Here is a 16,095-nt window from a genome sequence, read left to right as displayed (position 1 = left end):
TAATCCATCTTTTATCTACATAAGTTCCTTTTGTTGCACTTGTAACTCGTCATAATAAACTTGTCCAAAGTTTCTCATCTATACGTTAACTTGTTCCAGAACCTCAAAATAAGTAGATAATAATTCTTTAAATAAACGATCATGGTCAATAGCCATTGGCAACCTCTCTTATAATCGAACGTACATTCCTATAACTCTAATTATATACGGAAGTCCCAACATCTACAATACTCATTTTACTTTTTCTACTCTCATTCGTAGAAAATCTCAAAATAGGTATTCCGTATTTTTGTAATATAGCATCACCTTCCTTGAAGGCTCGTTTCTCCTTCTTCCGACAACTTCTCAGCCCAATAACGAAATCCAACATAAGAATTAAACTCTTGCCGAACTGCCATCGAATTCTCATAGCCGTGACGATGGAACTCTAAATAAGACGGACGATAGCCGAATTCTTCTTTGATTCGCAAATAGTCGCTCAAGATTTGCTGTTTCCGAGGTTGCTGCTTTTTCTTGATTTCTTCTAATAAGTTAATCGCTCGAATCTCGATATCGATGAAACAAGAAGCCGGTACTTCAGGAATAACCTTGTTACCCTTTTCTCGCTTTTCCTCCGGACGGGTATCAAGCAAACTCAGCTTTAAATCGGCATTTCGATAGTTTCCGATCAAATCAATCACAACACAATGCTCTTTCCCATCATGCAACCTTAATCCCCGCCCTATTTGCTGGGTGAAGATCGTTAGCGATTCCGTCGGTCGAACGAACAGTAATGTATCTAAAGCAGGAATATCCGTGCCTTCGTTAAACAAATCGACCGAGAAGATAATGTCAATCTTCGCCTCTGAAATCTGCCTAACCGCTTCCTTCCGATCCATTCCGTCTGCTGCCGAATGAAGTTCAACTGCTTTCACACCCTCTTTTTTGAAAAATCGAGTTAGAAAAGCCGCATGTTTAATAGAGGAACAGAACGCCAACGTTCGTGATTGTTTATGGTCCTTCCATGCTTGGTAAATGTTTAGTGCCATGTCATCTCTAACCTGCATTTCAAGAAGTTCTTCTTGACTATAGCGGGTTCCGAGCCACATTTTAGAATAAAAAGTTCCTGACCCCAAGTGCAGTAAAGTTATACCATGTGGATCATCAGGAACCACAGTGCTAGTCCTTCAAGGATTAATTAGATGGTAAAGTATTTCTGAAAACTATAGAGTTCATAAACCATCTTTTAATATTTTCCCTTACTTATATTTACTTAATATTTCTTCTGGAATATGACAATAATCATTTGGACATCTTGCTAACCTATCTTGATGTTCTTCTGCACTTCTTATATAGTTTGAAAGAGGTAAGACTTCTACAACTACAAAGTCATAATCATTTCTTTCACTTAGAAACAACCTAGCCTCTTTTAAGTGTTCAGGCTTTTCACTATATACTCCTGTTCTGTATTTCTCACCAACATCCTGTCCTTGTTTATTCAAACTATATGGATCAATGATTTCAAATAAATACCCCATTAATTCCCTGACCGTTACAACCGTCGGATCAAATCCTGTTTTTACGCATTCAGCGTATCCATCATAATCACCCTCAAGCGTAACCCTTGTTCCATTAGCTCTACCAGCTTCTGTACACTTAACTCCAGGTAAAGTTTTTATAAAAGCTTGTACTCCCCATAAACATCCACCTGCAAAATAAACTACCTCCATATTGACACTCCTCTTTGTTAAAAACACCATCATCAACCATGGGGACGGTTCCTTCGGTTGAGCAAGTAACATCATTCCCTATAACCTATGTTTAGATTAGCTACGATAAACACCCATCTTTTCAAAAAAAAGAGTCTCTCTTTGCTTTACCACAAGAACCGTCACTGTGGTTACCAACTGCGTCCAAGTGACTTAATTAAAATGCAGTATTCATAATGTCATAACCACCAAATCATAGCAATTGACAAATTAAAACTATCAATATATCTATCTGGTTGCCCCATTACTATACCTATAATCAAACCAGCGATCATTTCTAAACAAGCTATGACTAAAAGAATTTGTGATACGGTATTACACTTCAACAAAAATTTCTTTAGTAAATAATCACAATGTATTAAAATTGGATTTTATAAGATGATTACGGTTCTTATTATAAAATTCTTATTATTTTCCGGTTATAAATTCTACCTCTCTATATCAATGTTAAATAACGGCAAAAGTTTCCCTATAGCGTAATCTTCAAGATAGAACCTGTTCACGACATCCTCTTGTCCATGTAAACTTATAAAGCTATATCCTAAATGCTTTACAATTAGATCCGCTGTATTTGAATGCTCACAAAACAAACGTTCAATTCCTCTCCTAAGTTGGTCAGATGTCGACTTCCCGCGATATTTATCACGGTTTATTTTTAAATGTAAATCCATTCTTTTAAAAATACTGTCTGCGCTTTTCCCAACATATAATGGAATATGTCCGTTATAGCTTTCAAGCCAACTGTCAGTGATATTGATATCTATTTGGTGGAATGCTTCACTACTTGTTTTTCCCGTTATTTTCTTCCCTTGGAGAGTATATACTCGAGAGCACGTAGAACCATATAAAGGATCAAGACCATTCTCCTTAGGATCTTTTAACCACCAAAACACATAAATACCACCTTGATTAATTCCTTTTGGTAACGATGGATCTAATGAGGCTTTTAATTTCCATCCAGATGGATATTTCTTATGTGGCGTCCCATCTTTATTACTTTTCGTCTCTAAAATATCCGTGATTGGTCGTGGTTTATGCAATTCAAGTTCAGAAAATAATTGGTCTGCATTTCTTGTAAGTGATACCAAAAGCTTTACCCTCCAAGATTCGTCTTCTTACATAGTTATTTCTCGATATTTATGCGACTGTTCTATTATTTGCTAATATGTAATCAGAAATATTCATGAGGAAATCATCCAACATGTAACGATCTCTTCTATGTAATTTCATGACTTTCACTATATAGTTTACGAGTTTATATAACTTTCTAATAAGATCATGTCAACCAAAGAGCAACCAATGCGACGGTTCGCTTCGGTTGCCCAATTACATTATTCCCTAAAATCTATGCTTCAAAAAAAGCCTCTCTTTGCCTTATCACAAGAATTCACCTCACAGTACCGTTATAAGAATGTCTATCATTGCATTCATTTGCTTCCTTGTTATTGTCTTTTCTGGGTTCAGTAGCAAACAAATGCTGATCTTTTTGAGCGTAACTCTCTATTGTATGTGCACCAGCTAAAAGGTTATCTAGGTATGGAAGACGTTCATTAATTGAATTAATTGTTCTATGTTGTAATTCAGGGGTTTGTTTATGGAGTGTTTCTGAAAATTCTGCTGTTATTCGTTTAGCTTCCTTCAAGTCCTTACCAGCTACCTTATTACGATAGGCTTCAATGCTATTTAATAAGTATTTCTGATCTTGTTTCCATTGCATTGACATAATCATCATCCTCCGTCTAATCATTTATTTTTGTTATATTTTTTCTTTCTTCAACATTTCTTCAAGGCAGCGGTCAGACTTGCTTCTATTTCTGTCATACCACTCTTGACAAAGTATGATCTTTTCTCCTTTTATCTTTAATTGATCTTTACTCAACGATACCTACTAACAATCTCAATAATCGCCGGGCCGTATTTCTCCCCTTTTACTTTCCCAAAGCCTTTTACATTCAGGAGGTCATCTACATTTGTCGGCATTTTATCAATGATTTCATCTAATGCTGAATTATAGAAGATCAAATAAGGTTTCATTTCTTCTTCCATTGCTTGCTTTAACCGATATTCTTTAAGCTCTGTGTAAAGCGCATCTTTACTAGTTTCTTTCTTTGTCTCTGGAACAGTATTTAAACTTATCTTAGGCTCTAGTTTTACTTCTGGCTTAGGTACTGTTTTCGTCTTTGGTTTAGGGATTGGTTCCACTTTTGATTTTACTGCTGGTTTACGTTTCGGTGCAGCTAGTTTATATTTATCGATATCTATGTCGACTGTTTTATTATTGGGTAATATTGGCGCATCATTTTTTAGTTCAATGGCCATTTGCATTAGTTCATCTCTCTCAATCAACCTCACTTTATTTGCCCGCGCTAACTCAATGGCTGCACCAGTAAATTCGTTGTTAGTCACTACCCAAGCTTCAGTCGCCTTGTAGTATTGCACGGCAGAAACAGCTTCTTGAACCGCTTTTATGCCCACCCTACTGTTATATCGCTTGGCTTGTATAATGATCTTTTTATCACCTTTCTTCAATATTAAATCCGCACCAAAATCTCCCGTCGTTTTAGTATTTTGAGCTTTATACCCTTTCTGTTCAAAAATCAATTTTAAGTATTTTTCAAATTGTATACCTGACATTTTATCTACATCTGAAATTTTAGAACTCTTTAATTTATTTATGTAGACAACTTTACGATAAATTAAAAATGCGATAGAAAGAAATAATCCGGCCAACCCTAAAGTTAATGAAGACTGAAAAGAACTTGTAATTAAATAAGTAATAATGAATATCCCAAAACTAGACAACTGAACAACCGTTTCTATAAATTCCCCTTCTCTTTTAGCAACACTTTTTCTCCTGGCCACTGCATCACTTCCTAACTTTGATATTTCATCTGTATAGAACAACATAATTTTAGTTCTTTGGCCACAGCATCCCCTTTTAATCATGTATGTATATGCGAACTATACCATTGTTCCTATAAATATACCGTCGGAATATGTCGAAAAAGATAACTCTTCTTTAAAATTACTAGTAAAATCGCGGATTTTATATTCTAACCTAAAAAATCCCCATGGAGATGAGGACGTTCATCTCCATGGGGATTTTGAACATAATTTTAACCTTTTTAGTTTTTATTTATACAACTGAATTTCTCAGTCTTTCAATTAAATCAGTTACAAAGAATTATTTAATCTTGGACAAGACCTATGAAACTTCAGGTTGCACTAGGAACCTGAAGTTATAAATATTCCAATAAGATTAAAGCCTATGCTTCCAGATGTATTTTAGCAATACCTAAGTACGCATGAAAGGCATCATTAATGTAATACCTTTGAGGTTCTTTTCTTTTTAAACTAATTTTTTCAGCTAGTCTATAATAAACCTGTTTGGGCCTATCCTCATTGATGTACTCAAAGTGATTTAATCTAGTCTCCAGTCCAATAAATGTTAATTCACAGATGAGGTCTATAGTCTCCTCCGTATTATAAACATTTGCTCGTTTTAATATTTCTTCCAGCTCAATTTTGTTTATAATACAAGGTTCTCCAACAAATTCATATAATAGGCTCTCTAAACTCTCAATACTATTACCCTGTTCTGCTAATACTGAGTTAAAAGCATAGTGAGAATATTTTTCTTCTGCGCTAATAAAGTCTTTTTCTTCTACTTTTGTATGTCCTCGGTTCACAGCTTCTTCAATTGCAGCGTTAAATAAGTATATTATATCTCTTGGTCTTGGTATTATAAGACCCATTACGTAGTCTTTCAAAGATTTCTCATTGACTGAATCACAAAAATAATCATTCCACAGTTCATCGGGACTTGTAATTGTGTCTAAACTAAACTCTATTCTGTCCTCTATTATTCTAAACAAAAGATCTCTATCTTTCCAGACCAATTTAGAATGAGGTATTTTATCTCTTTCTCCTACAAAGGGAAGAAGTTGTCTGAAAATATCACTTCTCAAAAAAGCAATTAATGATAAATTTACTGAACTATATCTGAAATCAGATTTTTTAAATTCATCCGTGATTTTTCTAGTTATGTTTATTAAACCGAATAAGAATTCACTAAGATCGCCAATACTTTTATCGTTTTTCCATGCTGCATCTAGATTATCAATTAAAATTGAGACCTTATTTTTGTCCTTTAGAACTTCCCCTAATTTCTTTCTTAATTGAGAAATCATTTTTTCATGCAAAATTTCACTAACTTTAACTCGTTGTGCATCTATCGACTCATGTTTATCAAGAGCACACAATGAATTTACTGCATTCTCAAGTCTGAGTGTGAAGTCTGCATTTATCATTTTTTCATGGGTTTTAACAAAATCAATTAATTCAACTTCTTCAGGAGAAAAGCCAATATGTTTAGGTTGATTATCAATATATTCATAAAAGGATTTAGCTAATTCAGTATAAATAAGGTATTTCCAAATGCTTTCTACTAAATATCCTTTCTCAGACTTAGGGATACTTTGTCTTAGCATATTAATAACACCTTCTATCTCGTGACCTACTGGTTGTATTATACATACAAAGTTACGTTTATCTTCTGATAAAACATTAGCAATTTTATAAAGGTTAGCTGTTTTTCCGGTTCCTTTTCTACCAACAAATAAAGTTTGCTGTGAATTAAGTGCTTCTCTATATTCTCTAGTTTCAACAAAGTAATCAACTAATTCACTACTTTCATTTTCTGCAACTGCTTGTCCGATAAAAAGATTTTTAAGTTTATTCATAGCTTTCTCTTTTTGCAGGTGCTCACCATAATCACTTTTTCTTTCTAAATATCTATCTTCTACATTTAACAACCATTCTTTTATAAAATCAGTACATTCTTGTGCAGTTGAATGTACTTTTAAGATATCAATATAATCTATTGGTGGTTTAAAAAATGGATTATGTGCCAGCATTATTACGTTAACTCCTAATCCTTTAGCTAAACCTCCTAGAAATGAATTCTTGGCGTTCATAATTTCATTGTCTTGGTGGCTGTTACTTAATAATTGTATAACTGTCCCCACAGATCCTAGTACACTTTCTATATACCATTTTAAGTTTTGAGGAGTTCCCTCTTTAGGGTCATCTACAATACTTGCTAACTCACTGTGCTTTATCTCTATTGATAGCTTTGCTGACGCTTCTGTATCGATTGGACTTTTTACATAAAATAACTTGTCAGATTTAGGGGTGACATTGGTCATTATGCTTTTAATCAGAGTTTTATCCTTATCTTCCCACGGTTTTTCTTTTAGAAATGCTTCGAAAATATCACTACTATTTGAATAAGTTGAAAACCCTACATTGGTTAACAAATTTAACTTTTGGTATTCCCTCACTGCATTTTTAATATTATCATTGATAGATACAAATATTTTTTTATTTCTTCCAATAGCGTAACCTAATTCAAAAAGTACATTAAAATTTAAATAGGTTAAATCACAAAAGAATAAATCACTTTCATCTATTTCATTAATAATTTCCTCTATAATAACATTCCCTTGAACCCTTAGTGATTTCCAACTTTTCAATTGAAAACCTGCACTATTAATTTTCTCTATACAATTTTCAATTGTTTCATTTAAATCTTTTGGTTCTGATGGGTATGCATAAAAACCTTTTATACTCAAACTCACCACACCTCTCTATTATTTAAATGTAAATCAATAAGAAACCCCGACTAGAAGGCATAATACGATTCTTAACCAGTTTTACTAGTAGATAACATGTTTGCTTTGGAAAGGTTACAAAGTAACCAATAAACGAAATATACTCTTTTTTAAAATTAAAAAGGTATTTGACTTAACTACCTCTAAGACTTTTATCAGAATTTTAAATTTTTCTGGATTTTCTGTTTATTTTTAAACTTGTAAAAAACTCTTAATAAATATTGGGATTTAAACCAGTGATAAAAATTATCCTAATAAATAACTATATTATGCTGAACTTCACATAAATAAACCTCTCCTTTCTTTAATAACATAGTCTCTTTAATTTCTCTTTCCTTTCTTGATCTTCTCTGATTTTAGAATAAATTCTCCTTTTCTTATACAAAAGATCAATTTAGTCCTAAAAAAGTGAACCTAAAGATATTAAATTAGTTTTCCACATTACAATACTCGACATATCTATAATTAACTTCTATAAAACTCCTAAAAATCCCTTTATTCCTTCAATTTTCTATATATAATGCAATAAAACACCAAATTCGGTTTTACAATTCTAAGATAAATATATGTTATGTTTAACAGATAGTGAATTCTGATAAATGTACTTATTCTTAATTCACAATGAATGCCAGTTTCCTTTCAAAAAAAGTCATACGTCAAACTCGAGTCATCCAATTTATAAATTCGTTTCATGAATTTGAGTATAGAGGACAGAATGAGCCAGCTGTGCGTGCTGAGTTTTTAATTCACTATGTATTTTTGTAAGACATAACAAATAACTGCCATTCGTAAAAAGATACCTATTCACCAGTTCTTTAAAGTGCTAAAAAGATACCACAAATCATTCATTGTTAAATCCAATGGCATTCTGTGGTACATTCCTTGGCGAACAGTGGTAAAATGTAGGAAGTAATGATATGATTTTAAGTTTAGATAGTTTCGATCGAGAGTAGAAGTGTAGGATATTATAAAACTAGTTAAAAGGAGAATTCACTATGGAAAAAAATACAAGTGTTATTAATACAACAGATCGTAAAGGTAATGATCTGAAAATTACAGTTGATGGTTTTGATGATCGAGAATTAGCTCATTTTGGCGGGTTAGATTTACATGTGAAAGCTACAAAGAATATGATTAGTAATACAAATGGCATGAGTTTCCCTGAAAAAGATGGAGATTTTTTAATTACTGATAAAGTGGCTGTACTTTACATAAATGAGATTGGAGAAATGCTCAGAAATAATTCGTTAGATCCTGAGTATTTAGAGGACTATTCAAACATTGAATTAATAAAGGAGTTCTTAAATAATGTTGATGAAAATAAGGAAGTTCTAAATGTTCTAGAAAAGGATAATAGGCTAATCATAAACGAGGACTATAAATGAACAAAAAAAGAAGATGAAATTTGGAACAACATTATGTCTGACTTAGACAAGCCAAAAATACAATAGAACAAATAAGTTAACCATTTATCACGAAGGGATACTGATAAATTAACAAGCAATCATGAAAGGATTGGAATATGAGATTCTATTTAATTTTAATTAGTTTTTTGTTTCTTCTGTCTGCATGTGATTCAGACGTAGTCAGTGAAGAAGCTATTGAACCTAACGAACCTAATGTAGAGGAAAGTGAATTAAAAGAAGAAGAAGCTTATTTATTGGAATTAACTGAGGAGTATGAAAGCGAAGATTTTCCTCATCTTCTATATGAAAGGATCCAAAATGATATAGAAGAAATTGAAAATATTGAAGATGAAGATACCAGACAAGCTATTATTCAACTAGCTAATGATGCTGTTCTCAAAATTATTAAAAATAGACAAGATGGTTCTCCCATACTTAATAATTTATACTTAGACACACTGTTTACTAGCCACTTTGTTTTTGACCGAGATGATGTAAGATTTAAAGAATATTTATACGAGTCTACGATAGAAGAAGCTTTACTTTCATTGGGAATTGATCCTATTAATAACACTAACTCTTTTATAAAAAATAATGAGTTGGAAATAGTTATCATTGAGAAATTATTATATTTAGATATTGAACCAAGTAATGAAACTTTTCAAAGGCAAAGGATACTTGAAGAAGCCAATGAAGAAGGAAGATCATATGAATTTATTTACGCGAATAACTCTGGATTCTTGGTATTAGATAATAGTAATGCTGTTATTGATTTTGGTGAAGGAACTTTTCTATCGACAAGTGTAGAACGAATATTCACTATAGAAAATAAAGAAGGTGAAGTTCTTGATCCACACGTAGCTTTAGAAGAAGATGCTAAAAGAAGAGCTGAAGTAAGTAGTGAGAGACAAGCAGCTAGAAGTGAAGAACGTGAAAGGAAAGAAAAGGAACAAAGTTCAATTAGTCTAGGAATGACTTCAGGTGAAGTTGAAGAAAGATGGGGGAAACCTGATAATATAAATAGAACTGTTACTACAAATACTGTTCGTGAACAATGGATATACGGCTCATCTATAGCTAATAGAAGATATTTATATTTTACGGATGATATTTTAACTTCTTGGCAAGATTAACCTTAGAATCAAAACCCTCAGTGGAAAAGTTCCTGTCCCCCAGTACTTTAAAGTTATACCGCACTGGGGGGCGGGAACCACAAATTCCCTGTTTAGTGTCAAAATACCAAATTTTCTAGATATATATTAAGTTCTTCTAAAATCTTCTCTTTAGTATATATCTTCATTTTGCTTTCGTAATCTTCATATGTACAGGCATTATCTCTATAAAAAGTGTTCGTTGTATCTTCATATTTTAAATAATAGCTGCTAATAACTATTTCTTTCCTCGGACTCTTACTATGTAATAGCTTAGCCCGTTTTATCAACCTATCCCTGTCATCCTTTAGGTATTGGTCTCGCTCTAGTTCTCTTTTGCTACTTTCTTCTTTCATTCTCTTTTTTTCTTCATAATAATCCAATATAGTATTGAAATAACTTTCTGCTAATGTTTTTTGCATCTCTTTTAATATATCAAACGCTTCTTGAGAATCTAAAAAAGATTGATTGTAGCATCTTTTCATCCATTCTGAGTTAGGTATTATCTTATCAAGATACCATACTTCAATCATTGGTTTTAAAAATGCACCGTATCCTGGATAGCCAAACTCAAAAGAAGTTTCTTTTGTAATCAAAACGTGTAATATACTGTGCTCTACCAAATCACAATAAACTAATCTATCTTTTCTTTGGTATTCAAATGGAATTTTATTTCTTTTTATAAACAATTGGTCTGATATTTTTAACTCTTTTTTCTCATCTATATGATGACAATATAAACCTTCGCTAGTTCTTGAAAATTTTCCTTTTGTGATATTTTTTATTTCTCCATTCGAATCAATTTCATAATTCACCTTTTTAAAAATTCAAAGACCTGCAGAATTTTAATAATGTCGTTTTTAAAAATTTCTTTAAGCAGCTTGTTGCTGATTTAACAGTAAATTGATACGATCACTTGCTAATTTTGATGCATTATAAATAAGCGTGACGATGTCAAAATGAACTTTTGCGCGTTTTCCCGTTCGATAACGTACATTGTCTAGTTGATAATATTCCTTTAGATAAGCATTGACGCGTTCTACTGCTGAGCGGCGTTTGGATAGATGTTTCCATGCTTTTGAACCACGTGCTGGTGCTGTATATTTTCGGAGGTCTGTCGTGATTTTTACTTTATAAACCTTTTGGCAAATGCCTTCGTTAGCTAAAGGACAGTCGCTACATTCTTTTGGACTTGTGTATTTCAACGTTTCATACTTGGCATCAAAACTATCATAACGATAGGAATGTTCCCTAAAACAGGTTGGGGCAAAGTGTTTATCAAACCCGATGGGTTCTGCTTCATTTTTCTTATTATAAGCAATCACAGATTGGTTTCCCATTCGATGAACTTGTTCATAAATAGGGGCGTAGTCATAGCCTGCGTCCATTGTCTGGTAGGCCAAAGAAGGCAAGGATAGGCATTCATCCACTCCCTTTAATAAAGGAATAGCTGCTTTTCCATCATTCAAACTGCCAGAAGAAAAAAGGGACTGTAAAATGTATTGACTGGATGTACCAACAGCTAAGTGACCTTTGTAGCCGTACCAAAAGACATTTTTTCCTTCGCTGTTCTTCTTTACACCCCATTTAGGGTCTTGAGGAACTTCCGAACGTAACTCATGTAAAGGAACATCCAACTGAGCTTCTATTTTCTTTTCGAAAAGTGGAAGATTTGCTTCCTTTTCTGCTTGTTCCATCAGCCATTGTTCTCGCTCGTCTTTACGTTTGCGCCCACGCTTGTTAGGTTCTGCTTTTGGCTTTTCTTCTTTTGGTGGTGCTTGATCACGTGCTTCAAAATGGGTGGCGTCAATAGCGACCGTGTCATCCATAATAAAGCCTTCCGCCATGGCTTGAAGAACAACTTTCTCTTGTGATTCCTCTAAAACAATAGAGTCATCCAGTTTCGTTATAAGTCGTGAATAGGCAGCTTCAGAGGGAGTATTGTCAGACACAAGAAAACCACAATTCAACTTAAATATAAAGTCATCATTCAAACGTTTTATTAAGTCCTTCATCGTTGGAATGCGCTCAACGATTCGTACAAACATAGAAATAACCATTGCCGCATAATTCAGCTCTACGGGTGCACCAAGTCGGGATTTTTTGGTTATTTCATCGTGGATCGCATCTAAATCTATCGCTGAAATAATCGATTCATAACGTTGGGTAGGTTCCATCTCATATAAGTCTTGAATGCTAAATAAGCTCGTTTGTCGTATAATGGCCATAGGGAGTATTTCCTCCAGTCTTTTTGGTTGTTTTGGTCAACCACCATTATACAGGACTTGGGGAGGTACTTCCTTTTTTGTGTCTCAAACTCCTTGGGACGCAAGGGCTCTAAATTATGAAATTCACTCATTCATAAACTTTTGATATGATTTTTCTCTAAAATAATCATCTTGTGCAGAACCATATTTCTGAAGTAAAAACTCAACTACCTCGTCATAAGTTTTCGATAGTAATCCCTTATACTCTTTATAGCTACTCATTTGTAATTACCTCTAATCCTAATTATTATTTTCCAAAAGTCATTATTTTTTAAGCGAAAAAATAAGTGTAAGATTTCTCCCACGCCAAAAAAAGATTGATTTACTCATACTAGATGAATGGTTATTAACTGATCTTTCAAAAGAAATCCACTTCATGTATTGGTGATTATTGAAGCAAGGGTAAAAAGATTATCTAATTTTGTCACTGACATTGGGTAAAGCAAAATATCCTTCTTTCCACCTTCGATCTGTTGGATAAGTACTTAGTGAATTAGGAACTCTGCCACTTAATACCTTTTGTATTCAATTACCATTTAGTGAAATCTTCTTTACTATCCATTACCATTGACTCCTCCTAAGACGAAGTTCTCTAACTTTCTTTATATAACTGTTTCTAATTACTTTTAAACCTTGTTCTCTTCAAAACTCTAATCGGTTCCGTAATGACGTTTTCATTTATCGATACACCGCCCAAACAAAGAACTCCTTCCACTTGAACAGGACTTCCAAATAAATACTCATCTTTATTATTTTTTACAAAGTGAATGTAATCAAGAAGTTCTTTTAAACCAGTAATAGCGTACTCAATTCTAGATGTATTTTTAACTTCCCCAATAACAACTTTAATGAGTTCGTCTGATTTTTTATCTTTCACTTCTATTAGGAAATCTGGTCTTCCGCGCCAAAGATTTTCCGATGGCATTTTTCCGAACACCTTTTGTTGAATTTCGTTCTGGATTTGAAATGCATGATATTTTTGCTTTAAAAATAGGTTATTACTATTTGCAATTTCAGTGGATTTCAAATGAAATTTGGTCTTTCCTGATCCCGTAGAATCGTGATAGATAGTATAGTGAAAATTGTCTTTCTCCCAAGAAGCTACTTTGTTTTGAGATCCATCCATTAAATAGAGCTCACTTTGATTTGTTTGCTGATTAATTAACTTTACAATCCAATATAACTCGAATAATACATCCATATTATCTGGTGCAATAAAGGTTTCTCTTAGGATTGATGTTATATCTTCTTCGTCATAAGATCCATTAGTAAGCTTTCGATAATTTTTTAATAAACTAGCTGCGTCTCTGTACAGTTTCTTTCGATGTCCCATTGTTTTTTGGATAAGACGATCAGACACATGAGCTTCGTCAACTCGCTGAAGGTAGATGTTTTTCTTGTAAACATGTGAGACGATTTCTCTTAGGTCAACCCACTCATTAAACCAAGAAGCCTTGTTAAAACCTTCTATATAAGCATCCCGATAAAGCGTTTTGTATAAAATGCTCATTAATTCCTTCAAAACTAAGTTCTCTGGTGTGGTATAAGATCGAACACTTTCACTCGTTGAGTAGATGGTTTTGTCACGATAATTTCTAGCCATTCGTTCTTTCGTCGTTTCTCCCCAGTCAATCTGTCCACGAACTTCACCATAATATGTGTCTTTTTGCAAGACAGTTGATGTGTTGAACTTTTTTAATAGAGTTGGAAGAGACCTTACAAATTCAATCGTTTCATTTTGTAATAAAAAGCGAATGGTTAAGAGTTGTTTTAAATTTTTGATATTCACATTAGTCTTAGAGTAAAATGGCAAAAAGTTTACCTTTCCTGCTTTTAAATATCCATGCAAATAACCTGAAATTTCTTCAAGTAATTCCTCTTCAACTACACTCATTACCACGCACCTGCATCAAAGAAATCATCAATAAAGTCATCTAACAAGTTTCGATCAATAATATCTTTTGATTCGTCAACCAACAGTTTAACAAATTCTTTAATACGTGGAACCGAAAGACCTTCAAATTGTGGCAATACATAAAGTATAATGGCAGAGGTAAAATCATCCCCGTCATTAGTATGCTTTGCAATATCTTCAATGATCGATGGTCCTATTTTTCGATACTTATTAATCAATGACCAAATAGTTGCTAATGTATCGGCGTGAGAATACATGCTCATTCCCCATACATTTAAATACTCGTTAATAAGTTCAGTCGTAATTCCTTTTGGTACACCAATCGGAATAAAGGCAAACCGTCGCATAAAAGCATAGCTCATTTCATAAAGAGAAGCTTTATCAATCGTGTTCATTGTCGCAATAATGCGCCAAGCATCAGGTATAATGTATGTATGATCGTTAATTTCAACGTTTTGTTGTTTATTTTGCGGTTTCAGTTCAATAGATTTCCCATTTTTTGTTTCGAAAGGTAACGTCACATTATCACCCGTCATTACAGAAAATAAAGATCCGAACGCCTTATCTATATCAGCTCGATTAATTTCATCGATGATTAACCACTTATTCTTAACTTGATTTGTATCATTTCCTTTCACACATTGCAAAAATACTCCTTTGTTAAAATATAAATGCCCCTCTCTATCTGGACGATAACCACCAATTGTTTCAAACGTTGACCAGTTGGATGAAGCAGTCACTACCATCGATTCTACTTTATACAAGTCACAAATCTTGCTTGCTAGTTTTGACTTCCCTGTACCTGGTGGTCCTGTTAAAATGATGTTTTTACCATTTTTAATAGCTGTTGTAATTTGAGCGAGAATAACTTCAGTGTTTTCAAAAACAAGACCCTCTAGTAAAGGTTCCACATCAAAATCTACTATTGGCACATTTGTTTTAGGTTTTTCTTTAACTATTTCAGGTGCATTCGTTTTATTCGAAGGCTCTTTCTTCTCACGTTTCCACTGCTTTAAGACATCTTTATTGTAAAAATCAAATTTCTCATTTGGATAAGTTTCTTCCGATTTTTTTCGAATAGCATAAATTTGTTCATCTGTATCTTCAGTTGTGACATCAGTAAGTAGATGAGGGAAACCTTTGACAATTTGATATTTATGTCCCCAGCTCGATATTCTTTCAAAGTAATCAGGGAGAAGAAGGTGAAGAATAACGTGCAACATTTGAACTCTTTTCCCGACTTGTTCGCTACGAACTTGCTCAGCAACTTTTTTAAGTTCCCAAGGTTCATCTAATATTCTCATTCTCTGTTCCGGTTCCATTGTCTTTAATTGCTTGATTAATTTAAATAGAAATGAAATTTCAAAGTATTTACTTGTGTTATAAAAGGTGCCCGTTGCTCCCAACCCATGCCGAAGACCTTCGAAAATTGGTTGAGAAAAATCTAAATCGATATTCCCCCAACTTGCAACGGCACTCAATTTTTTCTTTTTTGTTGCGAAGCTTGCACTCCCTTTATGAGGGAACAAATAATAGATAAATAATATTTCGATTACAAACTTGTGGACACCCTGAGACTCGTTTTCCAATTGGATTTGTAACTTCTGGTCAAATGAGTTTCCAGACTCATCTGGATTATCAACAAATATAGCCTGAAAACGTTGAAGATTACTATCTGTCCAAACGGATTCCTCTTCCCAAATAAGAGACTTATCACTTAAGATACACTCTTGTTTCCATTTCTTTGCAGCATCATAAATCGAATCTCTGTCACCTTTCTCCATCTCATATGAACGTGCCATTATATCAACCTGCCTTTCAAATTTTTACCTTTTAAGTATTCTATCACTAAGTTCTTTAACTGAATCTATTAAAAGTTGAAGATAACCGAAATTAATTAAATCCACATAAATTATTAACTATTTTGATCAGATTT

13 protein-coding genes are annotated in these 16,095 nt (G+C 33.4%); 2 read left to right on the top strand and 11 right to left on the bottom strand.

The genetic code is table 11. The features are described from left to right. Positions 1–302: 302 nt before the first annotated feature. From ACM26V_RS04505 to ACM26V_RS04480, 6 genes are all read right to left on the bottom strand, one after another. Positions 303–1,028 carry a helicase-related protein gene (locus ACM26V_RS04505; protein WP_416150254.1) on the bottom strand — a complete coding sequence of 242 codons (726 nt, stop codon included), beginning with the start codon at positions 1,026–1,028 and terminating at the stop codon, positions 303–305. A 210-nt stretch (positions 1,029–1,238) separates the two neighbouring features. Further along, on the bottom strand, positions 1,239–1,709 hold the full coding sequence (locus tag ACM26V_RS04500; RefSeq protein WP_416150253.1) for a peptide-methionine (S)-S-oxide reductase: 471 nt from the start codon (positions 1,707–1,709) through the stop codon (positions 1,239–1,241). Positions 1,710–2,176: 467 nt separating this feature from the next. Further along, complete coding sequence (locus ACM26V_RS04495) at positions 2,177–2,836, bottom strand: hypothetical protein (protein ID WP_416150252.1); 660 nt, start codon at positions 2,834–2,836, stop codon at positions 2,177–2,179. A 299-nt stretch (positions 2,837–3,135) separates the two neighbouring features. Then, a complete protein-coding gene (locus ACM26V_RS04490; protein WP_416150251.1) occupies positions 3,136–3,471 on the bottom strand; it encodes a hypothetical protein in 336 nt (111 codons plus the stop codon). Between the two features lie 152 nt (positions 3,472–3,623). Then, positions 3,624–4,655: a restriction endonuclease gene (locus ACM26V_RS04485; protein WP_416150250.1), complete on the bottom strand. Its 1,032-nt coding sequence runs from the start codon at positions 4,653–4,655 to the stop codon at positions 3,624–3,626. 359 nt (positions 4,656–5,014) lie between these two features. Further along, positions 5,015–7,381: a P-loop ATPase, Sll1717 family gene (locus tag ACM26V_RS04480; RefSeq protein ID WP_416150249.1), complete on the bottom strand. Its 2,367-nt coding sequence runs from the start codon at positions 7,379–7,381 to the stop codon at positions 5,015–5,017. 1,034 nt (positions 7,382–8,415) lie between these two features. Between ACM26V_RS04480 and ACM26V_RS04475 the strand changes: the two genes are divergently transcribed. After that, complete coding sequence (locus tag ACM26V_RS04475) at positions 8,416–8,805, top strand: hypothetical protein (RefSeq protein WP_416150248.1); 390 nt, start codon at positions 8,416–8,418, stop codon at positions 8,803–8,805. A gap of 137 nt (positions 8,806–8,942) precedes the next feature. Next, positions 8,943–9,959 (top strand): hypothetical protein, encoded by a 1,017-nt coding sequence (locus ACM26V_RS04470; protein ID WP_416150247.1) that lies wholly within the window; start codon positions 8,943–8,945, stop codon positions 9,957–9,959. Between the two features lie 98 nt (positions 9,960–10,057). Here the strand turns inward: ACM26V_RS04470 and ACM26V_RS04465 are convergent, their stop codons facing one another. From ACM26V_RS04465 to ACM26V_RS04445, 5 genes are all read right to left on the bottom strand, one after another. Then, on the bottom strand, positions 10,058–10,792 hold the full coding sequence (locus ACM26V_RS04465; RefSeq protein WP_416150246.1) for a hypothetical protein: 735 nt from the start codon (positions 10,790–10,792) through the stop codon (positions 10,058–10,060). A gap of 57 nt (positions 10,793–10,849) precedes the next feature. Beyond that, on the bottom strand, positions 10,850–12,205 hold the full coding sequence (locus tag ACM26V_RS04460; RefSeq protein WP_416147931.1) for an IS1182 family transposase: 1,356 nt from the start codon (positions 12,203–12,205) through the stop codon (positions 10,850–10,852). A 123-nt stretch (positions 12,206–12,328) separates the two neighbouring features. After that, a complete protein-coding gene (locus ACM26V_RS04455; protein ID WP_416150245.1) occupies positions 12,329–12,466 on the bottom strand; it encodes a hypothetical protein in 138 nt (45 codons plus the stop codon). 394 nt (positions 12,467–12,860) lie between these two features. Beyond that, entirely contained in the window at positions 12,861–14,138 is a 1,278-nt protein-coding gene (locus ACM26V_RS04450) for a hypothetical protein (RefSeq protein WP_416150244.1), read from the bottom strand. Beyond that, on the bottom strand, positions 14,138–15,961 hold the full coding sequence (locus ACM26V_RS04445) for an AAA family ATPase (RefSeq protein ID WP_416150243.1): 1,824 nt from the start codon (positions 15,959–15,961) through the stop codon (positions 14,138–14,140). Before ACM26V_RS04445 ends, ACM26V_RS04450 begins: the two co-directional genes overlap by 1 nt. Positions 15,962–16,095: the final 134 nt, after the last annotated feature.

It is taken from the genome of Salipaludibacillus sp. HK11, assembly GCF_047795645.1.
Taxonomy (GTDB): domain Bacteria; phylum Bacillota; class Bacilli; order Bacillales; family Salisediminibacteriaceae; genus Salipaludibacillus.
Note: the sequence above shows the minus strand (reverse complement) of the source record. Positions and strands in the feature narration are given on the sequence as shown.